Raw genomic sequence first — 22907 nt, forward strand, 5'->3', positions numbered from 1 at the left:
GCGGGGCAGGTACCGATTGTCGGCAACGGTCGGTGCAGGCGATGCGTCGCCGGATGCGCCAGCAAGGCGGTGCAAGCCGTTCCTGCAGGGGAATGGGAGGGACGCGGAATCCGCCGGAGGATCGTCAGGCTGCCGCCAGCTTGAGCCTGCCGACGTTCCTCAGGTCGACGTGCTGGCGTGCGACCCAGAGGTCATGCGCGTCCTGCATGGCCAGCCAGCTCTCCGGGCTGCGGCCGATGGCCTTGGAAAGGCGAAGAGCCATTTCCGGAGTGACGCGGCTGGAGCCATTGAGGACGCGACTCAGCGTGGAGGCCGCAACCCCGAGCTTTTCGGCGAGCTCGCGGCCGCTGATGTTGTTCGGCTCCAGGTAGACGCCGGAGATGAACTCGCCGGGATGGGGAGGGCAGTACATGTTCATTCAGTGATAGTCCTCGTAGTCAAGCACGTAGGCATTGCCATCCTTGAACTCGAAGGTGACGCGCCAGTTGCCATTGACGGCAATCGACCAACGGCCGTTCATCGTTCCTTTCAACGGGTGAAGCCCGAAGCCCGGAATATCCATGTCCTCGATGGACTGGGCGGTATCCAGGGCGGCGAGCTGGAGCCGAAGCCGCTTCGCATGGCTTGCCTGGACGCCGGAGGTGTTCCCCGTTTCATGGAGGCGGCGCAATCCTTTGTGCCGGAACGACTTGATCATGTCCGGAGCTTAGCATGTTGCGCACCGCGCAACAAATTCGATGTAGGAGCGACGTCAGTCGCGATGGGGCCTTGCCGGGAAACCTCCCATCGCGACTGACGTCGCTCCTACAAAGGCAAGAAGTCGTCAGCGTGCGCTCAGTTCGTGCACCGCCTGCACCAGCACGGCGACGTGTTCCGGGTCCATGTCCGGCGACATGCCGTGGCCGAGGTTGAACACGTGGCCCTCGCGCGAGCCGCCGTTGCCGTCGCGGTAGCTGTCGAGCGCGCGCCCGACCTCGCGCCGGATCGCCTCGGGCGAGCCGTACAGCGTGGCCGGGTCCAGGTTGCCCTGCAGTGCCACCCGGCCGCCGCTGCGGCGCGCGGCATCGCCCAGCTCGATGGTCCAGTCCACGCCCAGCGCGTCGGTGCCGCTGGCGGCCAGCGCCTCGACGTGGCTGCCGTTGCCCTTGCCGAACAGGATCAGCGGCGTGCGCGCGTCGCCCTGGCCACGCTCCAGTTCCTGCGCGATGCGGGTCAGGTAGCGCAGCGAGAATTCGCGGTACATCGCCGGGCTCAGCACTCCGCCCCAGGTGTCGAACACCTGCAGCGCCTGCGCGCCGGCCGCGCGCTGCGCCGACAGGTAGGCGATCACCGCCTCGGTCACCACCGCCAGCAGCCGGTGCAGCGCCGCCGGCTCGTTCAACGCCATCGCCTTGATGCGGGCGAAGTCCTTGCTGCCGCCGCCTTCGATCATGTAGCAGGCCAGCGTCCACGGGCTGCCGGAAAAACCGATCAGCGGCACCTTGCCGTCCAGCTCGCGGCGGATCAGGCGCACCGCGTCGGTGACGTAGCGCAGTTCGGTTTCCATGTCCGGCACCGCCAGCCGGGCGATGTCGGCTTCGCTGCGCACCGGGCGGCGGAACTTCGGGCCCTCGCCGTCGACGAAGTAGAGCTCCAGGCCCATCGCATCGGGAATGGTGAGGATGTCGGAGAACAGGATCGCCGCGTCCAGCTCGAACCGCTGCAACGGCTGCAGCGTGACTTCGCAGGCGATCTGCGGATTCTTGGCCATGGCCAGGAAGCTGCCGGCGCGGGCGCGGGTGGCGCGGTACTCCGGCAGGTAGCGGCCGGCCTGGCGCATCAGCCACACCGGCGTGCAGTCCACGGGCTCGCGGCGCAGGGCGCGCAGGAAACGGTCGTTGCGAAGGGGGCTGGACAAGGTGGGATCCTCGGAAGTCAGGCCGGGGATGGCGTCGCCCGGGCCGGGGAAAGAAGGCGGGCGCCCACGGCCGGGGCGGGCCGCGGCATCACTGTGGCTGCGCGCCGCTGGTGAACATCACCTGGAAGCCGCGCTTGAGCTGCAGGTCGCGGGCCTTCTCGAACGCGGCGCTGGCTTCCTCCTGCAGCAGGTATTGCTCGCGCCGCAGCTGGGCGCGGCCGCCGATCTGGCCGGCCTCGCGCAGCAGCTCCCAGCCGCCGAACAGGTCCGGTTGCAGGGTGAGCTGGACGTAACGTGGATTTTCGTTGCCGCTGGGCGGTTGCTGCAGGAATACGCGCATGGCCCGATTGTAGCCGTTGCCGCGGCATCCGGCCGCGTCGCGGCGAAAGGCCGGTTACCCCTGCCGCAGGATTTCCAGCACCCGTGCTTCGTCCACGTCGGCCACCACCTCGGCCTTGCCGATGCCGCGCCACAGCACCAGCCGCAGGCGGCCGGCGATGTTCTTCTTGTCCAGCCGCATGTGGCCCAGCAGCACCTCCGGGTCGAGTCCGGGCGGGACCGCGGTGGGCAGGCCGTAGTCGTGCAGCAGCGCCTGCAGGGTGCCGGTATCGGCCGTATCGGCCATGCCCAGCGCCGCCGACAGTTTTGCCGCCAGCACCATGCCCACCGCCACCGCCTCGCCGTGGTTGAGGTTGTCGTTGCCGGGGGCGCCGTAGCCCTGGGCGGTCTCGATGGCATGGCCGAAGGTGTGGCCGAGGTTGAGCAGGGCGCGTTCGCCCTTCTCCAGCGGGTCGCGCTCGACGATCTCGGCCTTGTGCTCGCAGCTGCGGGCGATCGCCTGCGCCAGCGCGTCGGCGTCGCCGGCCAGCAGCGCGCTGCGCTCGGCCTGCAGCCAGCGGAAGAACAGCGGATCGCGGATCGCGCCGTACTTGATCACCTCGGCCAGCCCCGCACGCAGCTCGCGCACCGGCAGGGTGCGCAGCGCCGAGGTGTCGGCGATCACCGCGCGCGGCGGATGGAACGCGCCGACCAGGTTCTTGCCCTGCGGGATGTCCACCGCGGTCTTGCCGCCGACCGAGGAGTCCACCATCGCCAGCAGCGTGGTGGGCAGCTGCACGCAGTCCACGCCGCGCATCCAGCAGGCGGCGGCGAAGCCGGCCAGGTCGCCGACCACGCCGCCGCCCAGCGCCAGCACGCAGGCATCGCGGGTGGCGCCGAGCGCGGCCAGCGCGGCGATGGCGTCGCCGAAGCTGGCCAGGGTCTTGGAGGCCTCGCCGGCGGCGATGACGAATTCGCCGATCCGCAGCTGCGGCCGCACCGCCTGCAGCGCGTCGCGCACGCCCGCCAGGTACAGCGGCGCCACCTGGCTGTCGCTGAGCAGCAGCACGTGGCGGCCGCGCACCTGCGCGGCCAGCATTTCGCCGTCGGCCAGCAGGCCGGGGCCGATGCTGATGCGGTAGGGGCGTTCGCCGCCGACGGCGACGGTGCGGGGGGAAGCGGTCATGCGGGGATTTCCGTCATCTGCCATTGCGCGGCCAGCCGTACCACCAGTTGCGCGGTGGCCTCGGCCGGGGTGTATGCGTCGGTGTCCATCGTCAGGTCGGCGACTTCGCGGTACAGCGGATCGCGCTGCCGCGCCATCGACTGCAGCAGCTGCTCGCGGTCCTCGCGCTGCAGCAGCGGGCGGGTGCGGTCGCGCTGCAGGCGCTGCAGCTGCGCCCGCACGCTGACCCGCAGGTACACCACGAAGCCGCGTTCGCGGATCAGCCGGCGGTTGCCGGCGTCGAGCACCGCGCCGCCGCCGGTGGACAGCAGGATCCCGCGCCGTTCCAGCAGCGCGGCCAGCACTTCGCGCTCGCGTTCGCGGAAACCGGCCTCGCCGGCATGCTCGAAGATCGAGGTGATGCTGGCGCCGGCGGCCTCGACGATGGCCTGGTCGGCATCGACGAACTCCAGGCTGAAGCGTTCGGCCAGGCGCCGTCCGATGCAGCTTTTGCCGGCGCCCATCGGGCCGACCAGGATGAGGTTGGGGGCGGGATTCATCGCTCCGGATGCTAGCACCTCGTGCCGGCGCCTTAACACGCATGCGGCGACCATGGCCCCAGCTGCGGAACCCCCGCAGTCCCTGCAAAGGAGTTCGACATGTCAGTTGCCAAGGTCATCGAAGTGAACGCATCGTCCCCGACCAGCGTGGAGGACGCGGTGCGCAGCGGCTTGAAGAAGGTGGCGGAGACCGTCAAGGGCATCCGCGGGGCGTGGATCAACGAAACCAAGGTCGTCACCGACGACAGCGGCAACATCAAGGAATGGCGGGTGAACCTGCGCGTCACCTTCCTGGTGGAGTAGCCCCGACGGTTCGTGCCTGCGCGCCCGGATGACGGGCGCGCGCTGGCCGCTGGCGGCCGCAGCCACCGTTGCGGTGGGTGAGGGCCGGTTCGGGGGCAGGATCATGCGATGGCTTGGGCGCAGCGGCATGCGGGCGGCGGTGTTGGCGGGACTGTTCGCCGCAACGGTGGCGGGTGCGGTGCCGCTCACCCACCTGGACGATTTCAGGCAACTGCACGGCCGCTACGCGCCGGCGGGCGACTGCGGCCGGCAGCCGCAGATCGTGGTGGACCGCAGCGGCTTCGGCTTCGAGATCGGCACGATCCGCGAGCACGCGGCCACCCCCGAGTTCGCCGCCAGCTACGGCGGCAACTATTACCAGGGCATCAGCCTGTGGTTCTTCCCCTGGTTCGGCGACGACAGCCCCAAGCCGCTGCTGCTGGTGTTCAACGCCGACGAGCAGCCGGGCGTGCTGGTGGTGGAAGCCAACGACCACGACTATCCCGGTGGCCCGGCGTTGCCGGCGCGGTATCGCACGCTGGTGCAGGGTTCGCCTTATCTCAGGTGCGAGTGAACGCGAACGCGCGCTGCGTGCGGCTCACTCCAGCGGGCGCCGGAATGCGTCCAGCCGCACCACGCGGTCGGCGATGCCGGGCAGGGTCCGCAGCGCCTGCCGGCTGACGCGCTCGTAGAACTGCACGAAACGCTCCAGCTGGGATCGGGTCATGCCGCTGCGGCCCGGGGCGGCGGCCTGCATCGACTGCTCCTGCTGCCAGCGCCAGCGCGGCACCACCGAGAAATCCGGCGGCTGCAGGAACCACAAGCGGTCGCAGCGTTGCCACAGCGCCGGGTAGTCGTGCGCCAGCGCGTGGTTGCACCAGCGCCGCCAGCGGCCGTCGCCGTCGGCCTGGCGCTCCAGGTCGTTCAATGGCTCGGCCAGGCTGTCCGCGTCCTCGGCCGGGGTACCCAGGAACCAGCCTTCGAACACCAGCAGGTCCAGTGGCGATTCCTCCGCCGGCCAGTGCGCTTCGGCCAGGCGGTCGTCGGCCAGCTTGTCGAAGCGCGGCAGCCTCAGCGGGCGGCCGTCGCGGGCGGCGTCGAGCGTGGTCAGCGCCAGCGGCAGGTCGTGGGTGCCCGGCGGGCCGCGGGTGGCCAGCAGTGGGTGGACGCGGTCGGCCAGGCGCTGGCGCTGGGCGCGGGTCAGGTAGGTGTCGTCGATCGACAGCGTGGCCGCGCGCAGTCCGCGCGCCTGCGCGGCTGCCACCAGCTGGCGGGCGAAGGTGGACTTGCCGCTGCCCTGCAGGCCGCTGAGCGCCAGCACCGGGGTGCGCCGGTCCGTCGCCAGCGCATCTTCCAGCGCGGCTTCGACCAGCATGCCGGGAAAGCCGGCGACACGGGGCATGTACGGATCGGATGGCATGCGGCCACAATAGCGCAACCGTTGCCGTCCGAATCCGCCATGACCGATCTGTACGCCGAAGCGCTATCCACCTTCGCCCGCCTGTTCGAAGAGGCCAGCGCCGGCGACGAAATCGAACCCAATGCGATGACCGTGGCCACCGCCTCGGTGGAAGGCCGGCCCTCGGCGCGCACGGTGCTGCTCAAGGCGTTCGACGAGCGCGGATTCGTCTTCTACACGCACCTGGACAGCCACAAGGGCCGCGAACTGCAGGCCAATCCGCAGGTCGCGCTGCTGTTCCTGTGGCGGCGGCTGCGCGAAGCCGGGGTGCAGGTGCGGATCGAGGGTGTGGCGCAGCAGGTCGCCGCGGCCGAAGCCGACGCCTACTTCGCCTCGCGGCCGCGGTTGAGCCAGATCGGTGCCTGGGCCTCGGCCCAGTCGCGCACGCTGTCCTCGCGCGAGGAGTTCGAGCAGCGCGTGGCCAAGGTCGAGGCCGGTTTCGAGGGGCGCGAGGTGCCGCGCCCGGAAGGCTGGAGCGGGATCCGCGTGGTGCCGCAGCGCTTCGAGTTCTGGTACGGCGCGCAGTTCCGGCTGCACGAGCGCTGGTGCTACGAAAGCGACGCGGCCGGCGACTGGAGCAAGCGGATGCTGTATCCGTGAACGGCGAAGGCGCGCGCATCCGGCGTGCGCAGGCCGGCGACCGGCCGGCATGGGCGGCGATGCGCCGTGCGCTCTGGCCGGACTGCGGGACCTCGCTGGCCAGGCTGCAACAGCTGATCGAGGTTCCCGACAACGCCTGTTTCATCGCGCTGGACCGGCAGGGGCAGGCGATGGGCTTGGCCGCGGCCAGCCTGCGCCGCGACCACGTCAACGGCACCGCCGGTTCGCCGGCGGGATTCCTGGAGGGACGGTCTGTGCGTCCGCCGGCGCGCAGGCAGGGCACGGCTCGGCGGCTGGTCGAAGCGGTCGCGCGCTGGACCGTCGCGCACGGTTGCCGCGAGCTGGCCTCCGACGCCGCGCTGGGCGATCCACGGGCGCGGGCGGCGCACCGGGCCTGCGGCTTTGCCGGGACCGAGCGCGTGGCGTACTACCGGATGGCCGTCGGCCCGGAGGAAACATGAGCCTGCACCTGCACCCGGTCTACCGCGTCACCGTGTTCGTGCCGCCTTCGCATCTGGAAGCACTCAAGCACGGCATCCTCGCGGTGGACGCGTTGGCGGCCGGCGGCTACGAACACGGCATGTGGGAGTCGGCGCCGGGCCACGAGCAGTACCGCGCCCAGGCCGGCACCGCGGCGGTACGGGGGGAGGCCGGCGAGCCGGTGCGCGAACCGACGGTGCGGCTGGAGTTCTGCATCCCGCGCGATCCGCAGCGGCTGCAGCGGCTGCTCGACCAGGGCATCGCCGCCCACCACCCCTGGTGCACGCCGGCGGTGTTCGTCGACGAAACGTTGTTCGCCGCGCCATGACCGGTCCGCGCCGCATCGTCTGCCTGACCGAGGAGCCGACCGAGACCCTGTATGCGCTCGGCGAGCAGGACCGCATCGTCGGCATCAGCGGTTTCACCGTGCGGCCGCCGCAGGCGCGGCGCGAGAAGCCCAAGGTCAGCGCCTTCACCAGCGCCAAGGTGGAGGAGATCCTCAAGCTCCAGCCCGACCTGGCGATCGGTTTTTCCGACATCCAGGCCGACATCGCCGCCGAGTTGATCCGCCGCGGGGTGGAGGTGTGGATCGCCAACCACCGCAGCGTCGCCGGCATCCTCGACTACGTCCGCCGGCTCGGCGCGCTGGTCGGGGTGGCCGCGCGTGCCGAAGCCTATGCCGATGAACTGCAGCGCGGGCTGGACGCCATCGCCGCACAGGCGGCGCGGCTGCCGCGGCGGCCGCGCGTCTATGTGGAGGAGTGGGACGAGCCGATCATCACCGGCATCCAGTGGGGTGCCGAGCTGGTGGAGATCGCCGGCGGCATCGACGTGTTCCCGGAGCTGTCGCGCGAACCGCTGGCGAAGGCGCGCATCCTCGCCGACGGCGACCCGGTGGTCGCGCGCAACCCGGACATCATCATCGGCTCATGGTGCGGCAAGAAGTTCCGCCCCGAGCGGGTGGCCGCGCGGCCAGGCTGGGCGGCGATCAACGCGGTGCGCGATGGCGAGCTGCACGAGGTCAAGTCGCCGATCATCCTGCAGCCGGGGCCGGCGGCGCTGACCGATGGCGTGCAGGCGATCGCGGCCATCGTCCAGCGCTGGGCGCAGCGGCACACGTAGGTGCGGGGCTTGCCCCGCACGGGCTTTGCCGGTAGAGCTTCATGCGGGGCAAGCCCCGCATCTACGGGATGCTGGTCGATACCTGTAGCTGGGGACGGCAGTGGTGCCCGATGGCGTGCATGTGGTTACGGCCATCGTCCTGCATTGAGCGCAGCAGCACGCGTAGGAGCGCACCTTGGTGCGCGATGGAGCTTTCCCGGTAAAACCCCATCGCGCACCAAGGTGCGCTCCTACGGGTTGGGTGGTCGTCGCCTCACGGCTTCAGGCCGCGGGTTTCGTCGTCCAGCCTTTTCTCCAGATTGGCGCGCCCGGCCCGGGCGTAGCGTTCGCAGGCCCCGGCATCGACCAGCGGTTTGCCGGGCACGCCTTGCAGGCGGTCGAACAGGTCCGAGGCCCGGGGATGCGGGGTCATCTGGATGTCGCAGGGCAGCGCGGCCAGCGTGTCCAGTCCACGGCGGAACGCGGCGACCATTGCCGGGTGGTCGAGGTAGCGGTATGCGTGGTCGGAAATCGCGCTCGTGCTGTCGGTGTAGGCCATGTCCAGGCAGCGCGTGCCCCCGCAGGAGCGCCAGGTCCAGCTGGTGCCGCCGGGCGTGTGGCCGGGCGTGGCATGGGCGGTCAGCGTCAGCGGGCCGACCTGGACGATGCCGTCATCGCCGATGGCCTCTACGCGGGCCACCGGCGGGAACGCCGAGTGCGGTTCGAGCTGCTGCGGGTCGTCGCGGCCGCTGCGGCCGTTGCGCAGGGTGGCGATGGCGGGTTCGCGCGCCAGCAGGGGCGCGCCGGTAACGCCTTGCAGATAGGCCAGGCCCGCCGCGTGGTCGTGGTGCTCGTGCGTGTTCAGCAGGTACTTCACGTCCTTCGGGTCGAAGCCGAGCGCGCGTATGTTCGCTTCGATCAGCGGACCGGCCGCCTCGGTGGCGCCGTCCAGCAGGACGTGGCCCTGGTCCGAAGTCACCAGCAACGCGCTCAGGCCGCAGGTGCCGACGTACCAGGTGTTGCCGAAGATGCGCCGCGGCGGCGCGCGGTCGTTCCAGCCATCCATCACCGTTGCATCGGCGGGGCAGGGCGTGACCGTGGCCGCCGTGTCGTCGGTGTGCGCCGGTTCCGCTGTGCCCGATGCGGGAACCATTCCGCGTGGTCCGGGCTGGCAGGCGGCCAAGGCCACGGCGGCGGCGAGGATGGCAAGGGTGCGAACGGGGGCACCCGGCAAGCGGCGGGCCACGGGGTTCGGCAATGCAGGTGAAGTCGTCATCGGTATCTCTCCCGGTAGGCGCAGGAGTGTAGGGATGGCCCGCGCATCGGCACCAACGCGAAAAATGAGGCCCAGCCATGAACTGGGCGCATGCCTCGCAGGCTACAGCGGCCGGCCCGGCGCCAGCCCGGTGTAGCGCGCACGTGGGCGGATCAATGTGCCCAGCGCCTGTTGTTCCAGCGCATGCGCCAGCCAGCCGGTCAGGCGCGCGGTGGCGAACATCACCAGCGCATGCGCGGCCGGCAGTTCGTGGACGTAGCAGATCGCCGCCAGCAGGCCGTCGATGTTGGGGGGCTGGCCGCTGTGCTCGGCGGTGGCCGCCAGCACCGCTTCGACGTGCTGCATGCGTGGCGTGCCGCCGCGCAGTTCGCGCAACTGGCGCAGCACCTCGGCGCCACGCGGGTCGCCATCGGGGTAGAGCAGGTGGTTGAAGCCGGGCAGGTCGTCGCCGCGCCGCCAGCGTTCGGCGATGAACGCAGCCGGCTTGCCGCTGGCCTGCGCGTCGAGCAGCAGCGCATGCGCGCGCGCGGTGGCGCCGCCGTGGCGCGGGCCGGACAGCGCGGCGAGCCCGGCACTGACGGTGGCGTGCAGGTGCGCGCCGGTGGAGGCGACCACGCGCGCGGCGAACGCCGACACGTTCAGTTCGTGGTCGGCGCACAGCACCAGCGCCGAGCGCAGCAGTTCGGCGAAACCGGCGTCGCCGGGCCGCCATGCGTCGGCGAGCAGGCGATGTACCGGGCGCGCGTCGGGCTGGGTGCCGACCAGCAGCGCGGCGTTCTGCCGCAGCAGCAGCGCGGCCACTTCGCGCCGCACCGGGGCCGCGGCGTTGAGCGATTGCCGCTGTTCCAGCGCCAGCAGCGGGATGCAGGCCATCGTCCGTTCCAGCGGCGGCAGCGTGGCGTCCAGTGCCAGCGTGGCGATGCGTTGCGGCCACGCGGCGGGCGGCGTCGCCGCGAACGGATCCTGTTCCTCGCACTCCCACAGCAGCCGCGCGATGTCTTCCAGCGTGGCGCCGCCCTGCGCCGCGGCGACCGCCGAACGGCCACGGTAATAGGGCGCGTCGGGGCGGATCAGCGAGATGCGCGTTTCCAGCACCGGCAGGCCGCGGTCAAGGCTCTGCGCCGCGCCGCGCGCCGCGCCGCGGCCGGCGCGTTTGCGCTGCGCCAACCGTTCCACCTCCGCACGCAGGTACACCCGGCTGCGCGGGTCGGGGCCGGGGCGCGAGCTGAGCTGGCCGCGGCTGACGTAGGCGTACAGGGTGGCCGGGCTGATGCCGAGCAGGGCGCAGGCGTCGCTGGCCGGGATCAGTTCCGGATCGGGAGAATTGGAGGGCGTATTCAATATGTTGATTTTTTGAATCAAGATTGATCAATGCGTGCGATGGTGCCAGATTGTGCGCCATCGCGGAACGGCCCCGCCGTCGCCGCCCGATCAGGAGCCAAGCCATGAGCCTTTCTTCCGCCGGCGCCCACTTCCGCGCCGCCCTCGCCGCCGAGAAACCCTTGCAGGTGATCGGCGCGATCAACGCCAACCACGCGCTGCTGGCCAAGCGCGCCGGTTACAGGGCCATCTATCTGTCGGGCGGTGGCGTCGCCGCTGGCTCGCTGGGCCTGCCGGACCTGGGCATCAACACGCTGGAAGACGTGCTGATCGACGTGCGCCGCATCACCGACGTCTGCGACCTGCCGCTGATGGTGGACATCGACACCGGCTTCGGCCCCAGCGCGTTCAACATCGCGCGCACGGTGAAGTCGCTGATCAAGGCCGGCGCGGCCGCCTGCCACATCGAGGACCAGGTGGGCGCCAAGCGCTGCGGCCATCGCCCGGGCAAGGAGATCGTCACCCAGGGCGAGATGGTGGACCGGGTGAAGGCCGCCGCCGATGCCAAGACCGACCCGGATTTCTTCCTGATCGCGCGCACCGATGCGATCCAGGTGGACGGCGTGGATGCGGCCATCGAGCGCGCCATCGCCTGCGTCGAGGCCGGCGCCGACGGCATCTTCGCCGAGGCCGCCTACGACCTGGACACCTACCGCCGCTTCGTCGATGCGGTGAAGGTGCCGGTGCTGGCCAACATCACCGAGTTCGGCAAGACCCCGCTGTTCACGCGCGACGAGCTGGCCTCGGCCGGCGTCGCCATCCAGTTGTTCCCGCTGTCCGCGTTCCGCGCCGCCAACAAGGCCGCCGAGAACGTCTATGAGACCATCCGCCGCGATGGCCACCAGAAGAACGTGGTCGATGCGATGCAGACGCGCGAGGAACTGTACGACCGCATCGGCTACCACGCCTTCGAGCAGCAGCTCGACGCATTGTTCGCCGCGAAGAAATAACAGTCCCCAACTACCCACCTGCAGGAGCGACGTCAGTCGCGACCGGGCATTGCCGGGAAAGCTTCATCGCGACTTACGTCGCTCCTACAAGGGCAACCCATCGATCGGGAGAAACCACGATGAGCGAGACCACCGCCACCCCCGGCTTCAAGCCGAAGAAATCCGTCGCCCTGTCCGGCACCGCCGCCGGCAACACCGCGCTGTGCACGGTCGGCCGTTCCGGCAACGACCTGCACTACCGCGGCTATGACATCCTCGACCTGGCCAACACCAGCGAGTTCGAGGAAATCGCCCACCTGCTGGTGCACGGCAAGCTGCCGACCCGCGCCGAACTGCGCGCCTACAAGGCCAAGCTGAAGTCGCTGCGCGGCATCCCGGCGGCGGTCAAGGCGGCGCTGGAAGAGCTGCCGCCGTCGGCGCACCCGATGGACGTGATGCGCACCGGCGTGTCGGTGCTGGGCTGCGTGCAGCCGGAGAAGGACGACCACAACCACCCCGGCGCGCGCGACATCGCCGACAAGCTGATGGCCAGCCTCGGTTCGATGCTGCTGTACTGGTACCACTGGAGCCACAACGGTCGCGTCATCGACGTGGAGACCGACGACGACTCCATCGGCGGCCATTTCCTGCACCTGCTGCATGGCGAGCAGCCACCGGAATCGTGGGTCAAGGCGATGCACACCTCGCTGATCCTGTATGCGGAGCACGAGTTCAACGCCTCCACCTTCACCTGCCGCGTCATCGCCGGCACCGGCAGCGACATGCATTCGTGCATTGCCGGCGGCATCGGCGCGCTGCGCGGGCCGAAGCACGGCGGCGCCAACGAAGTGGCGTTCGAGGTGCAGAAGCGCTACGAGACGCCGGACGAGGCCGAGGCCGACATCAAGGCGCGGGTTTCCGCCAAGGAAGTGGTGATCGGCTTCGGCCACCCGGTCTATACCGTGTCCGACCCGCGCAACAAGGTGATCAAGGAGGTCGCGCGCGAGCTGTCGGCCGAGCAGGGCAGCATGAAGATGTACGACATCGCCGAGCGCCTGGAATCGGTGATGTGGGACATCAAGAAGATGTTCCCGAACCTGGACTGGTTCAGCGCCGTCAGCTACCACATGATGGGCGTGCCGACCGCGATGTTCACCCCGCTGTTCGTCATCGCCCGTACCGCCGGCTGGAGCGCGCACATCATCGAGCAGCGCATCGACGGCAAGATCATCCGCCCGAGCGCGAACTACACCGGTCCGGAAGACCAGCAGTTCGTGCCGATCGACAAGCGCGCTTGATGCTTGAAGCTTGAAAGCCCCTCTCCCTGCGGGGTGAGGGGGGCAGCTTGCGAACCCCCGGTTCGCTGCCCCACGAACGCCCTTGCGCCAGCGCAAGGGCCGGGGCGCGGAGCGGGGGGGGGTGAGGGGCGATGGAGTCCCGATGGTTCGGTTATCAATGACTCCGCTCGCCCCTCATCCGCCCTTCGGGCACCTTCTCCCGATGGGAGAAGGAAAAGCGGGCTACTGCGCCTCCATTCCCAACTCCCAGCTTTTCGAGCCAGCCATGAACAGCCAGCACCGCAAATCCCTCCCCGGCACCACGCTGGACTACTTCGACGCGCAGGCCGCCGTCGATGCCATCGCCCCCGGCGCCTGGGCCACGCTGCCCTACGTCTCGCGCGTGCTGGCCGAAAACCTGGTGCGCCGCTGCGACCCGGCCACGCTGGCCGATTCGCTCAGGCAGCTGATCGAACGCAGGCGCGACCTCGATTTCCCGTGGTTCCCGGCGCGCGTGGTCTGCCACGACATCCTCGGCCAGACCGCGCTGGTCGATCTGGCCGGCCTGCGCGACGCCATCGCCGACAAGGGCGGCGACCCGGCCAAGGTCAATCCGGTGGTGCCGGTGCAGCTGATCGTCGATCACTCGCTGGCGGTGGAGTGCGGTGGTTTCGACCCGGATGCGTTCGCCAAGAACCGCGCCATCGAGGATCGCCGCAACGAGGACCGCTTCCACTTCATCGACTGGACCAAACTGGCCTTCGAGAACATGGACGTGATCCCGCCCGGCAACGGCATCATGCACCAGATCAACCTGGAGAAGATGTCGCCGGTGGTCTACGTGCAACGTGCTGATAACGGCAGGGGCGTGGCGTTCCCGGACACCTGCGTCGGCACCGACAGCCACACCCCGCACGTCGATGCGTTGGGCGTCATCGCCATCGGCGTCGGTGGGCTGGAAGCGGAGAACGTGATGCTGGGCCGCGCCTCGTGGATGCGCCTGCCCGATATCGTCGGCGTCAAGCTGACCGGCAGGCCGCAGCCGAACATCACCGCCACCGACGTGGTGCTGGCGCTCACCGAGTTCCTGCGCACCGAGCGCGTGGTCGGCGCGTGGCTGGAATTCTTCGGCGAGGGCGCCTCGGCGCTGACCATCGGCGACCGCGCCACCATTTCCAACATGTGCCCGGAATACGGCGCCACCGCGGCGATGTTCCATATCGACCAGCAGACCCTGGACTACCTGCGCCTGACCGGCCGCGAGGAAGCGCAGGTGCAACTGGTCGAGAACTACGCCAGGACCACTGGTCTGTGGGCCGATGCGCTGGCTACCGCGCAGTACGAGCGCGTGCTGGAATTCGACCTGTCCAGCGTCGTGCGCAACATGGCCGGCCCGAGCAACCCGCATCGCCGCCTGCCGGTGTCCGACCTCGCCGAACGCGGCATCGCCGACGAGGCCAAGCTGGCAAGCGGCAAGGGCGAGGAAGCACAGGGCCTGATGCCCGACGGCGCGGTGATCATCGCCGCCATCACCTCCTGCACCAACACCTCCAACCCGCGCAACGTGATCGCCGCCGGCCTGCTGGCGCGCAACGCCAACGCGCGCGGCCTGCTGCGCAAGCCGTGGGTGAAATCGTCGCTGGCGCCCGGTTCCAGGGCGGTGCAGCTGTATCTGGAAGAGGCTGGCCTGCTGCCCGAGCTGGAAAAGCTGGGCTTCGGCATCGTCGGCTTCGCCTGCACCACCTGCAACGGCATGAGCGGCGCACTCGATCCGAAGATCCAGCAGGAGATCATCGCGCGCGACCTGTACTCGGTGGCGGTGCTGTCGGGCAACCGCAACTTCGACGGCCGCATCCATCCCTATGCCAAGCAGGCGTTCCTGGCCTCGCCGCCGCTGGTGATAGCCTACGCCATCGCCGGCACCGTGCGCTTCGACATCGAGAAGGACGTGCTGGGCGTGGATGCCGACGGCAACGCGGTGCGGCTGAAGGACATCTGGCCGAGCGACGCCGAGATCGACGCGGTGGTGAAGGCATCGGTGAAGCCCGAACAGTTCCGCAGCGTCTACGACCCGATGTTCAACGTGCGCGTCGAGCATGGCCGCAAGGCCAGCCCGTTGTACGACTGGCGCCCGCAAAGCACCTACATCCGCCGCCCGCCGTACTGGGAAGGCGCGCTGGCCGGCGAACGCACGCTCACCGGCATGCGCCCGCTGGCGGTGCTGCCGGACAACATCACCACCGACCACCTCTCGCCCAGCAACGCCATCCTGCCGTCCAGCGCCGCCGGCGAATACCTGGCGAAGATGGGCCTGCCAGAGGAGGACTTCAATTCCTACGCCACCCACCGCGGCGACCACCTCACCGCACAGCGCGCCACCTTCGCCAACCCCAAGCTGTTCAACGAGATGGTGCGCAACGACGACGGCAGCGTGAGGCAGGGCTCGCTGGCGCGGGTGGAGCCGGAGGGCAAGGTGATGCGCATGTGGGAGGCGATCGAAACCTACATGCAGCGCAAGCAGCCGCTGATCATCATCGCCGGTGCCGACTACGGGCAGGGCAGTTCGCGCGACTGGGCGGCCAAGGGCGTGCGGTTGGCCGGCGTGGAAGCCATCGTCGCCGAAGGCTTCGAGCGCATCCACCGCACCAACCTGGTCGGCATGGGCGTACTGCCGCTTGAGTTCAAGCCCGGCACCGACCGCAACACGCTGGGCATCGACGGCACCGAGACTTACGACGTCGTCGGCGAGCGCAGGCCGGGCGCCGACCTGACCCTGCTGGTCCATCGCAGGGACGGCAGCACGGTGGAGGTACCGGTGACCTGCCGGCTGGATTCGGACGACGACGTGGCGACCTACGAGGCCGGCGGCGTGCTGCAGCGCTTTGCGCAGGACTTCCTCGAAGCCAGCGCCGCTTGATACTGTGAACTCCATGAAGATGTGTTGGCACCATTGATGAAGCGGTGATCCTGCCGTTCCAGCCCGTGGAATGGGTCAATCGCAGCCGGGTGAAGCCGTTCCCGGCTGCGGTTAATCCGGCAGTTGGAGTGGCCCCCATGTTCAGGATCGGCTACACGCGGGAGCATCCACGGAAATACGGGCAACGCGTTGTCATCCGGTAGAATTTCCTGTCGAAATCCAGCCTGGCCGGGCGTTGCAGGGCAGGCTTCATCTGCGCACGGGGTTTGCATGCATATCAGGGAAAGCACCATCGAGCAGGAGCTGATCGAAAAGCTCGGGCAGCTCAAGTACACGCTGCGGCCCGATATCCGCGACCGTGCCGCCATGGAACGCAACTTCCGCGAGAAGTTCGAGGCCCTGAACCGGGTCAAGCTGACCGACGCCGAGTTCCAGCGCCTGCTGGACGGCATCGTCACCCCGGACGTGTTCAAGGCCGCGCACACGTTGCGCCACCGCAACGCCTTCACCCGCGACGACGGCACCCCGCTCAACTACACCCTGGTCAACATCAACGACTGGTGCAAGAACGACTTCGAGGTCGCCAGCCAGCTGCGCATCAACACCGATTACAGCCACCATCGCTACGACGTGCTGTTGCTGATCAATGGCGTGCCCGTCGTGCAGATCGAGCTGAAGACGCTGGGCATCAATCCGCGCCGGGCCATCGAGCAGATCGTCGAATACAAGAACGACGTGGGCAACGGCTACGCCCGCACGCTGCTGTGCTTCATCCAGCTGTTCATCGTCAGCAACCGCGACGCCACCTATTACTTCGCCAACAACAACACGCGCCACTTCGCCTTCAACGCCGATGAGCGCTTCCTGCCCATCTACCAGTACGCCGCGCCGGACAACAGCAAGATCAGCGGGTTGGATGCCTTTGCCGATGCCTTCCTGCCCAAGTGCACGCTGGGGCAGATGATCAGCCGCTACATGGTGCTGGTGGCCAGCGAGCAGAAGCTGCTGATGATGCGGCCCTACCAGATCTACGCCGTCAAGAACATCGTCGAGTGCATCGACAAGAACCTGGGCAACGGCTACATCTGGCACACCACCGGCAGCGGCAAGACGCTCACCAGCTTCAAGGCCTCCACCCTGCTCAAGGCCAACCCGGCCATCGACAAGTGCCTGTTCGTGGTGGACCGCAAGGACCTGGATCGCCAGACCCGCGAAGAGTTCAACCGCTTCCAGGAAGGCTGCGTCGAGGAAAACACCAACACCGAATCCTTGGTGCGGCGGCTGCTGTCTGACGATGCCGCCGACAAGGTCATCGTGACCACCATCCAGAAGCTGGGCCGCGCGCTGGACCCAACGCGGGCCGACTACGCCCAGCGGCTGGAACCGCTGCGCCAGGCGCGCATCGTCTTCATCTTCGACGAATGCCACCGCAGCCAGTTCGGCGAGAACCACCAGGCCATCAAGGCGTTCTTCCCCAAGGCCCAGCTGTTCGGCTTCACCGGCACGCCGATCTTCGACGACAACGCCAGCTACAAGCGCATCGAAGGCGACGAGCAGACGCTGAAGACCACCGACGACCTGTTCCAGCAGTCCCTGCACGAATACACCATCACCCATGCCATCGAAGACAGGAACGTCCTGAAGTTCCACGTCGAGTACTACAAGCCGGATGGCAAGCTCGCACCCAAGCCCGGCGAAACCCTGGCCAAGCGCGCCGTGGTGGATGCCATCCTGGCCAAGCACGATGCCGCCACCGGCGGCCGGCGCTTCAACGCGCTGCTGGCCACCGCCTCCATCAACGATGCCATCGCGTACTTCGACCTGTTCAAAGCGGCGCAGGCCGAGAAGCAGCAGGCGGAGCCGGACTGGCAGCCGCTCAACATCGCCGCCGTGTTCTCGCCGCCCGGCGACGTCAGTGCCGACGTGCGCCAGTTGCAGGAAGACCTGCCGCAGGAGTTGGAAGACAACAAGCAGGACCCGGAGGCCAAGAAGGCGGCGCTGAAGGCCATCATTGCCGACTACAACGCGCGCTTTACCACCAACCACCGCATCGAGGAGTTCGACGCCTACTACCAGGACGTGCAGCAGCGCATCAAGGACCAGCAGTTCCCCAGTGCGGACCTGCCGATGAAAGGGCGCGAGAAGCTGGACATCGTGATCGTGGTGGACATGCTGCTCACCGGCTTCGACAGCAAATACCTCAACACCCTGTACGTGGACAAGAACCTCAAGTACCACGGGCTGATCCAGGCGTTTTCCCGCACCAACCGCGTGCTCAACGACACCAAGCCGTACGGCAACATCCTGGACTTCCGCGGCCAGCAGGCGGCGGTGGATGCCGCCATCGCGCTGTTCTCCGGGGCACGGAAGGACCAGGCGCGCGAAATCTGGCTGGTGGACACCGCGCCCGTGGTCATCGACAAGCTGAAGGAGGCGCGCGCCGCCCTCGACAGCTTCCTCGCCTCTCAGGGCTTGAGCGGCAAGCCGGAAGACATCGCCAACCTCAAGGGCACGGCGGCCAAAGTGGCCTTCGTCCAGCACTTCAAGGACGTGCAGAAGCTGCAGACCCAGTTGGACCAGTACACCGACCTGAGCGTCGAGCAGCGCGAACAGATCGAGACCATCCTGCCGAAGGACGAGCTGCGCAGCTTCCGCGGCCAGTACCTGCAGAAGGCCGAGGAACTGCGCGCCGACCAGAAGAAGCCCGGCGACCTGGACGAGGCCACGCGCAACGCGGTGGAGCAGCTCGACTTCGAGTTCGTGCTGTTCGCCTCCAGCACCATTGACTACGACTACATCATGAAGCTGATCGCCGACTACTCGGGCAAGGCGCCGGGCAAGGCCAGCATGAGCCGCGAACAGCTGATCGGCCTGATTGCCAGCGATGCCAAGTTCATCGGCGAGCGCGAGGACATCAGCGCGTACGTGCGCGGGCTGAAGGCCGGCGAAGGCCTGAGCGAGGACGCCATCCGCGCCGGCTACGAGAAGTTCAAGGCCGACAAGGCCGCGCAGGACATGGCCGCGCTGTCCGCAAAGCACGCCCTGCCGGTGGCAGAGGTGCAGGCATTTGTGGACGGGATCCTGTCCCGCCGCATCTTCGACGGCGAACAGCTCACCGAGCTGCTGGCCCCGCTGGAACTGGGCTGGAAGGCGCGCGCGCAGAAGGAGCTGGCGTTGATGGGTGACCTGCTGCCGCTGCTTAAGAAACGGGCGGGCGGGCGGGAGATCGCCGGGCTCAAGGCGTATGAGGATGCGCAGTGATGGCGAAGCAGGGAAAAGCGGCGGTTACGCCGCGGTTGCGGTTCCCAGAATATCGCGGCTCTGAAGATTGGACGAAGGTCGAGCTTCGGCGGCTCGCAGTGATCATCAATGAGCGTGTGGGCGCGACCCGCTGCACGCCCTACACCATTACTTCGGGTGTGGGATTGGTCAGTCAGCAGGAAAAACTGGGTCGCACGATTGCGGGAAATTCCCTCAAGAATTACATCGTCCTTCAACGAGACGATTTCGCCTACAACAAGAGCGCAACAAAGGCATTCCCTCAGGGTTTCGTTGCCCGGTATGTCGGCGAGGAGCGGGCGGCTGTTCCCAACAGCATCTTCACCTGCTTCAGAGTCAAGGAAGACAAGGTTGCTCCTGCGTTCCTAGACGACTTGTTCGCAACCAATCTTCATGGCAGCTGGCTACGCAGCCGGATAGCTGTTGGTGCTCGTGCGCACGGCTCGCTCAACGTTAGCGACGATGATCTGATGGACCTGCCGGTACCTTTGCCTGGCGGCTCGTCATCGCTTGCGGAGCAACAAAAAATCGCCGACTGCCTGACCTCGCTGGACGAGGTGATTGCCGCGCAGGGGCGCAAGGTGGAGGCGTTGAAGGCGCACAAGCGCGGCCTGATGCAGCAGCTGTTACCCCGCGAAGGCGAAACCCGTCCCCGCCTCCGCTTCCCCGAGTTCCGGGATGCACCGAATTGGAGGGAAACGCCTTTGGGCGATCTGGTTGATCTTCTGTCCGGCTACCCATTCGATGGGAAGGACATTGTTGAAGACAGTTCCGGTGAGCCTCTTATGCGGGGAATCAACATTACGGAAGGCGCTGTCCGGCACAGTGTCGAGATCGACCGCTACTATCTAGGCAGCGTGGATGGGTTTGAGAAATTCCGTCTCAGGAAGAACGATCTTGTAATCGGGATGGATGGATCGAAGGTCGGAAAAAACTCTGCGCTGATCGGAAACGAGGACGTAGGCGCCTTGCTCATCCAGCGAGTTGCTCGGCTTCGAGCCGAGTCCGCGGAATTGATGGCCTTCCTATTTCAGCAAGTCCACTCGCCTAGGTTTCACGCCTATGTGGAGCGCATAAATACGAGTTCTGGAATTCCGCACATTAGTGCAAGGCAAATCAAGGATTACCCAATCCACTCTACGAGCGAGGCGGAACAACGGCGCATCGCCGACTGCCTCTCCTCCCTCGACACCCGGATCACCGCCGAAACCCACCACCTCGCCGCCCTCAAGACCCACAAGCAGGGCCTGATGCAGCAGCTGTTCCCGGCGCCGGAGGCGGCCACCGGATGAGCGGCCTGATCCTCTACACCAGCGAGGACGGCAAGAGCCGCATCCAGCTGCGCGCCGACGGCCAGACCGTCTGGCTGACCCAGGCGGAGATGGCGGAACTGTTCGACGTCAGCGCCGACAACATCAGCCTGCATTTGAAAAACATCTTTTCAGACAAGGAGTTGGAACCTGAACGAACTACCGAGGAATCCTCGGTAGTTCAACGGGAGGGCGGTCGCGCCGTGCGCCGGCCGGTCACGCTGTACAACCTCGACGCCATCCTCGCCGTGGGCTACCGGGTGCGCTCCCCGCGCGGCGTGCAGTTCCGCCGCTGGGCCAGTACGGCGCTGAAGGAATACCTGCTCAAGGGCTTCGTCATGGACGACGAGCGCCTGAAGAACCCGGATGGACGGCCGGATTACTTCGACGAGATGCTGGCGCGCATCCGCGATATCCGCGCCTCGGAGAAGCGCTTCTACCAGAAGGTGCGCGACCTGTTCGCGCTGAGCGTGGACTACGACAAGACCGACCGCGCCACCCAGACCTTCTTCGCCACCGTGCAGAACCTGCTGCTGTACGCGGTGACCGGGCAGACAGCAGCGGAGCTGATCCTGGCCCGCGCCAATCCCGACGAGCCGCACTTCGGCCTGCGTGCCTGGAGCGGTAGCCGGGTGCGCAAGCAGGACATCCTGATCGCCAAGAACTACCTCACAGAAGATGAGATCGACACCCTCAACCGGCTGGTGGTGATCTTCCTGGAAACCGCGGAGCTGCGGGCCAAGAGCCGCCAGGAGATTCCCATGCGCTTCTGGATGGAGAACGTGGGCCAGATCATCGCGTCCAACGGCTTTCCGTTGCTGAAGACCGCCGGCTCGGTCAGTCACGAGCAGATGGAAGCCGCCACCAGCGAGCGGTACCTCGCCTTCGACGAACAACGCAAGCAGCAGGAGGCGCGTGCCGCCGATGCTGCCGACGCGGCCGAACTGGCTGCTATCGAAAACAAGATCAAACGACGCCTGAAACCATGACCGACGACGACCAGAAACAACTCGGCAAGACCCTGTGGGCCATTGCCGACCAGCTGCGCGGCAGCATGAACGCGGACGACTTCCGCGACTACATGCTGTCGTTCCTGTTCCTGCGCTACCTGTCGGACAACTACGAGGCGGCGGCGAAGAAGGAGCTGGGGTCGGACTATCCCGACCCCCAGGCCATCGGCAACGGCGGCAAGACGCCGCTGTCGGTGTGGTACGCGGCCAACCCGGACGATATCGCTGCGTTCGAGCAGCAGATGCGGCGCAAGGCGCATTACGTCATCCAGCCCAGGTACCTGTGGGGCAATATCGTCCACCTGGCGAAGACCCAGGACGGCAGCCTGCTGGACACCTTGCAGAAGGGTTTCAAGCACATCGAGGAAGATTCCTTCGAGAGTGAGTTCCAGGGCCTGTTTTCGGAAATCAACCTGACCTCGGACAAGCTGGGCAGGAAGTACGAGGACCGCAATGCCAAGCTGTGCTCGATCATCAGCGAGCTGGCCCGCGGCATGGCGCTGTTTTCCACCGAGGCGGACACGCTGGGCGATGCCTACGAGTACCTGATTGGCCAGTTCGCCGCCGGCAGCGGCAAGAAGGCCGGCGAGTTCTACACGCCGCAGCAGATTTCCAACATCCTGTCGGCCATCGTCACCCTTGACAGCCAGGAGCCGAAGACCGGCCCGCGCGGCAAGCTGGAGAGCGTGTTCGATTTCGCCTGCGGTTCGGGCTCCCTGCTGCTCAATATCCGCCACCGCATGAAGAAAGCGGGCGGCAGCATCGGCAAGATCGTGGGGCAGGAATACAACATCACCACCTACAACCTGGCGCGCATGAACATGCTGCTGCACGGGGTGAAAGACACCGAGTTCGAGATCTACCACGGCGACACGCTGAAGAACGACTGGGACTGGCTGCGCGAAACCAACCCGGCCAGGAAGCCGCGCTTCGACGCCGTGGTCGCCAACCCGCCTTTCAGCTACCGCTGGGAGCCGGGCGAGGCGATGGCGCAGGACCCGCGCTTCAAGAACCACGGCGTGGCACCCAAGAGCGCAGCCGACTTCGCCTTCCTGCTGCACGGCCTGCACTACCTGAAGGACGATGGTGTAATGGCAATCATCCTGCCGCATGGCGTGCTGTTCCGCGGCGGCAAGGAAGCGGATATCCGCCGCAAGCTGCTGGAAGACGGCCACATCGACACGGTGATCGGTTTGCCGGCCAATTTGTTCTATTCCACCGGCATCCCGGTATGCATTTTGGTGCTGAAGAAGTGCAAGAAGCCGGACGACGTGCTGTTCATCAATGCGGCCGAGCACTTCGCTAAAGGAAAGCGTCAGAATCAGTTAAGCGATGCGCATATCGAGCGGATCGTTTCTGCGTATCGCGACCGCTCGGAACAGGAGCGCTACTCCCGCCGCGTATCGATGAAGGAGATTGCCGACAACGACTACAACCTCAACATCTCGCGTTACGTCAGTACTGCTGAGGCGGAGAAGGAGATCGACCTGGCAGTGGTACATGCCGATTTGATGAAGATTGAGGCCGAGCTGGCTGAAGCGAAGGCGCGGCATAACGGCTTTTTGGCTGAGCTGGGATTGGCACCTCTGCCATGAGCGATTTTGATGTACAGCCAAGCCATTCGTAGCCATGCCGTCACATGGTGTCGTGCAACAGCCGGAGCGCTC

General features: G+C 67.3%; 22 protein-coding genes. 13 read left to right on the forward strand and 9 right to left on the reverse strand.

Annotated features, from left to right (window positions below; translation table 11 throughout):
- Positions 1–124: 124 nt before the first annotated feature.
- From OK345_RS07770 to OK345_RS07795, 6 genes are all read right to left on the reverse strand, one after another.
- Positions 125–418, reverse strand: a complete 294-nt coding sequence (locus tag OK345_RS07770) for a HigA family addiction module antitoxin (RefSeq protein ID WP_265127358.1) — start codon at positions 416–418, stop codon at positions 125–127.
- Positions 419–697 carry a type II toxin-antitoxin system RelE/ParE family toxin gene (locus tag OK345_RS07775; RefSeq protein WP_265127359.1) on the reverse strand — a complete coding sequence of 93 codons (279 nt, stop codon included), beginning with the start codon at positions 695–697 and terminating at the stop codon, positions 419–421.
- Between the two features lie 126 nt (positions 698–823).
- A complete protein-coding gene (hemE, locus tag OK345_RS07780; RefSeq protein WP_265127360.1) occupies positions 824–1897 on the reverse strand; it encodes a uroporphyrinogen decarboxylase in 1074 nt (357 codons plus the stop codon).
- A gap of 88 nt (positions 1898–1985) precedes the next feature.
- Positions 1986–2237, reverse strand: a complete 252-nt coding sequence (locus OK345_RS07785) for a WGR domain-containing protein (protein ID WP_265127361.1) — start codon at positions 2235–2237, stop codon at positions 1986–1988.
- Positions 2238–2291: 54 nt separating this feature from the next.
- Complete coding sequence (aroB, locus tag OK345_RS07790) at positions 2292–3401, reverse strand: 3-dehydroquinate synthase (RefSeq protein ID WP_265127362.1); 1110 nt, start codon at positions 3399–3401, stop codon at positions 2292–2294.
- Positions 3398–3940 (reverse strand): shikimate kinase, encoded by a 543-nt coding sequence (locus OK345_RS07795; RefSeq protein ID WP_265127363.1) that lies wholly within the window; start codon positions 3938–3940, stop codon positions 3398–3400. Before OK345_RS07795 ends, aroB begins: the two co-directional genes overlap by 4 nt.
- A gap of 99 nt (positions 3941–4039) precedes the next feature.
- Between OK345_RS07795 and OK345_RS07800 the strand changes: the two genes are divergently transcribed.
- A complete protein-coding gene (locus OK345_RS07800) occupies positions 4040–4243 on the forward strand; it encodes a dodecin family protein (protein WP_265127364.1) in 204 nt (67 codons plus the stop codon).
- 103 nt (positions 4244–4346) lie between these two features.
- Complete coding sequence (locus OK345_RS07805; RefSeq protein WP_265127365.1) at positions 4347–4796, forward strand: hypothetical protein; 450 nt, start codon at positions 4347–4349, stop codon at positions 4794–4796.
- Between the two features lie 24 nt (positions 4797–4820).
- On the opposite strand, the gene OK345_RS07810 is transcribed toward OK345_RS07805, so the two are convergent.
- Complete coding sequence (locus tag OK345_RS07810; protein ID WP_265127366.1) at positions 4821–5642, reverse strand: kinase; 822 nt, start codon at positions 5640–5642, stop codon at positions 4821–4823.
- Positions 5643–5681: 39 nt separating this feature from the next.
- Here OK345_RS07810 and pdxH point away from each other — a divergent pair, with 39 nt between their 5' ends.
- Genes pdxH through OK345_RS07830 form a run of 4 tightly spaced genes read left to right on the forward strand, consistent with a single transcriptional unit; the run spans position 5682 to position 7883 of the window.
- Positions 5682–6281 (forward strand): pyridoxamine 5'-phosphate oxidase, encoded by a 600-nt coding sequence (gene pdxH, locus OK345_RS07815; RefSeq protein WP_265127367.1) that lies wholly within the window; start codon positions 5682–5684, stop codon positions 6279–6281.
- Positions 6278–6742 carry a GNAT family N-acetyltransferase gene (locus OK345_RS07820; RefSeq protein ID WP_265127368.1) on the forward strand — a complete coding sequence of 155 codons (465 nt, stop codon included), beginning with the start codon at positions 6278–6280 and terminating at the stop codon, positions 6740–6742. Before pdxH ends, OK345_RS07820 begins: the two co-directional genes overlap by 4 nt.
- Entirely contained in the window at positions 6739–7089 is a 351-nt protein-coding gene (locus OK345_RS07825) for a YqfO family protein (protein ID WP_265127369.1), read from the forward strand. Before OK345_RS07820 ends, OK345_RS07825 begins: the two co-directional genes overlap by 4 nt.
- On the forward strand, positions 7086–7883 hold the full coding sequence (locus OK345_RS07830; RefSeq protein ID WP_265127370.1) for a cobalamin-binding protein: 798 nt from the start codon (positions 7086–7088) through the stop codon (positions 7881–7883). Before OK345_RS07825 ends, OK345_RS07830 begins: the two co-directional genes overlap by 4 nt.
- A 253-nt stretch (positions 7884–8136) precedes the next feature.
- Here the strand turns inward: OK345_RS07830 and bla are convergent, their stop codons facing one another.
- Positions 8137–9015: a subclass B3 metallo-beta-lactamase gene (bla, locus tag OK345_RS07835; protein ID WP_265127371.1), complete on the reverse strand. Its 879-nt coding sequence runs from the start codon at positions 9013–9015 to the stop codon at positions 8137–8139.
- A gap of 225 nt (positions 9016–9240) precedes the next feature.
- Positions 9241–10479, reverse strand: coding sequence for a citrate synthase family protein (locus tag OK345_RS07840; protein WP_265127372.1), 1239 nt, complete (start codon positions 10477–10479; stop codon positions 9241–9243).
- A 104-nt stretch (positions 10480–10583) separates the two neighbouring features.
- Here OK345_RS07840 and prpB point away from each other — a divergent pair, with 104 nt between their 5' ends.
- The 7 genes from prpB to OK345_RS07875 all read left to right on the forward strand — a co-directional run bounded on the left by prpB (position 10584) and on the right by OK345_RS07875 (position 22835).
- Positions 10584–11468 carry a methylisocitrate lyase gene (prpB, locus tag OK345_RS07845; RefSeq protein ID WP_265127373.1) on the forward strand — a complete coding sequence of 295 codons (885 nt, stop codon included), beginning with the start codon at positions 10584–10586 and terminating at the stop codon, positions 11466–11468.
- Positions 11469–11587: 119 nt separating this feature from the next.
- Positions 11588–12745: a bifunctional 2-methylcitrate synthase/citrate synthase gene (prpC, locus tag OK345_RS07850; RefSeq protein WP_265127374.1), complete on the forward strand. Its 1158-nt coding sequence runs from the start codon at positions 11588–11590 to the stop codon at positions 12743–12745.
- A 265-nt stretch (positions 12746–13010) separates the two neighbouring features.
- Positions 13011–15641 carry a Fe/S-dependent 2-methylisocitrate dehydratase AcnD gene (gene acnD / locus OK345_RS07855; RefSeq protein WP_265127375.1) on the forward strand — a complete coding sequence of 877 codons (2631 nt, stop codon included), beginning with the start codon at positions 13011–13013 and terminating at the stop codon, positions 15639–15641.
- Between the two features lie 270 nt (positions 15642–15911).
- On the forward strand, positions 15912–18902 hold the full coding sequence (locus OK345_RS07860) for a type I restriction endonuclease subunit R (protein WP_265127376.1): 2991 nt from the start codon (positions 15912–15914) through the stop codon (positions 18900–18902).
- On the forward strand, positions 18902–20212 hold the full coding sequence (locus tag OK345_RS07865; RefSeq protein ID WP_265127377.1) for a restriction endonuclease subunit S: 1311 nt from the start codon (positions 18902–18904) through the stop codon (positions 20210–20212). The genes OK345_RS07860 and OK345_RS07865 overlap by 1 nt, the downstream gene beginning before the upstream one ends.
- On the forward strand, positions 20209–21219 hold the full coding sequence (locus OK345_RS07870) for a virulence RhuM family protein (RefSeq protein WP_265127378.1): 1011 nt from the start codon (positions 20209–20211) through the stop codon (positions 21217–21219). The genes OK345_RS07865 and OK345_RS07870 overlap by 4 nt, the downstream gene beginning before the upstream one ends.
- On the forward strand, positions 21216–22835 hold the full coding sequence (locus OK345_RS07875; protein WP_265127379.1) for a type I restriction-modification system subunit M: 1620 nt from the start codon (positions 21216–21218) through the stop codon (positions 22833–22835). Before OK345_RS07870 ends, OK345_RS07875 begins: the two co-directional genes overlap by 4 nt.
- Positions 22836–22907: the final 72 nt, after the last annotated feature.

The organism is Xanthomonas chitinilytica (assembly GCF_026107455.2).
GTDB classification, from domain to species: domain Bacteria; phylum Pseudomonadota; class Gammaproteobacteria; order Xanthomonadales; family Xanthomonadaceae; genus Stenotrophomonas; species Stenotrophomonas chitinilytica.

Coding starts and splice junctions, on each gene's coding strand:
- bla (WP_265127371.1), bottom strand. CDS start 9,015: ATGGTTCCCGCATCGGGCACAGCGGAACCGGCGCACACCGACGACACG.
- OK345_RS07870 (WP_265127378.1), top strand. CDS start 20,209: ATGAGCGGCCTGATCCTCTACACCAGCGAGGACGGCAAGAGCCGCATC.
- OK345_RS07860 (WP_265127376.1), top strand. CDS start 15,912: ATGCATATCAGGGAAAGCACCATCGAGCAGGAGCTGATCGAAAAGCTC.
- OK345_RS07865 (WP_265127377.1), top strand. CDS start 18,902: ATGGCGAAGCAGGGAAAAGCGGCGGTTACGCCGCGGTTGCGGTTCCCA.
- acnD (WP_265127375.1), top strand. CDS start 13,011: ATGAACAGCCAGCACCGCAAATCCCTCCCCGGCACCACGCTGGACTAC.
- OK345_RS07795 (WP_265127363.1), bottom strand. CDS start 3,940: ATGAATCCCGCCCCCAACCTCATCCTGGTCGGCCCGATGGGCGCCGGC.
- OK345_RS07800 (WP_265127364.1), top strand. CDS start 4,040: ATGTCAGTTGCCAAGGTCATCGAAGTGAACGCATCGTCCCCGACCAGC.
- pdxH (WP_265127367.1), top strand. CDS start 5,682: ATGACCGATCTGTACGCCGAAGCGCTATCCACCTTCGCCCGCCTGTTC.
- prpC (WP_265127374.1), top strand. CDS start 11,588: ATGAGCGAGACCACCGCCACCCCCGGCTTCAAGCCGAAGAAATCCGTC.
- OK345_RS07785 (WP_265127361.1), bottom strand. CDS start 2,237: ATGCGCGTATTCCTGCAGCAACCGCCCAGCGGCAACGAAAATCCACGT.
- OK345_RS07775 (WP_265127359.1), bottom strand. CDS start 697: ATGATCAAGTCGTTCCGGCACAAAGGATTGCGCCGCCTCCATGAAACG.
- OK345_RS07805 (WP_265127365.1), top strand. CDS start 4,347: ATGCGATGGCTTGGGCGCAGCGGCATGCGGGCGGCGGTGTTGGCGGGA.
- OK345_RS07810 (WP_265127366.1), bottom strand. CDS start 5,642: ATGCCATCCGATCCGTACATGCCCCGTGTCGCCGGCTTTCCCGGCATG.
- OK345_RS07875 (WP_265127379.1), top strand. CDS start 21,216: ATGACCGACGACGACCAGAAACAACTCGGCAAGACCCTGTGGGCCATT.
- prpB (WP_265127373.1), top strand. CDS start 10,584: ATGAGCCTTTCTTCCGCCGGCGCCCACTTCCGCGCCGCCCTCGCCGCC.
- OK345_RS07830 (WP_265127370.1), top strand. CDS start 7,086: ATGACCGGTCCGCGCCGCATCGTCTGCCTGACCGAGGAGCCGACCGAG.
- aroB (WP_265127362.1), bottom strand. CDS start 3,401: ATGACCGCTTCCCCCCGCACCGTCGCCGTCGGCGGCGAACGCCCCTAC.
- OK345_RS07825 (WP_265127369.1), top strand. CDS start 6,739: ATGAGCCTGCACCTGCACCCGGTCTACCGCGTCACCGTGTTCGTGCCG.
- OK345_RS07770 (WP_265127358.1), bottom strand. CDS start 418: ATGAACATGTACTGCCCTCCCCATCCCGGCGAGTTCATCTCCGGCGTC.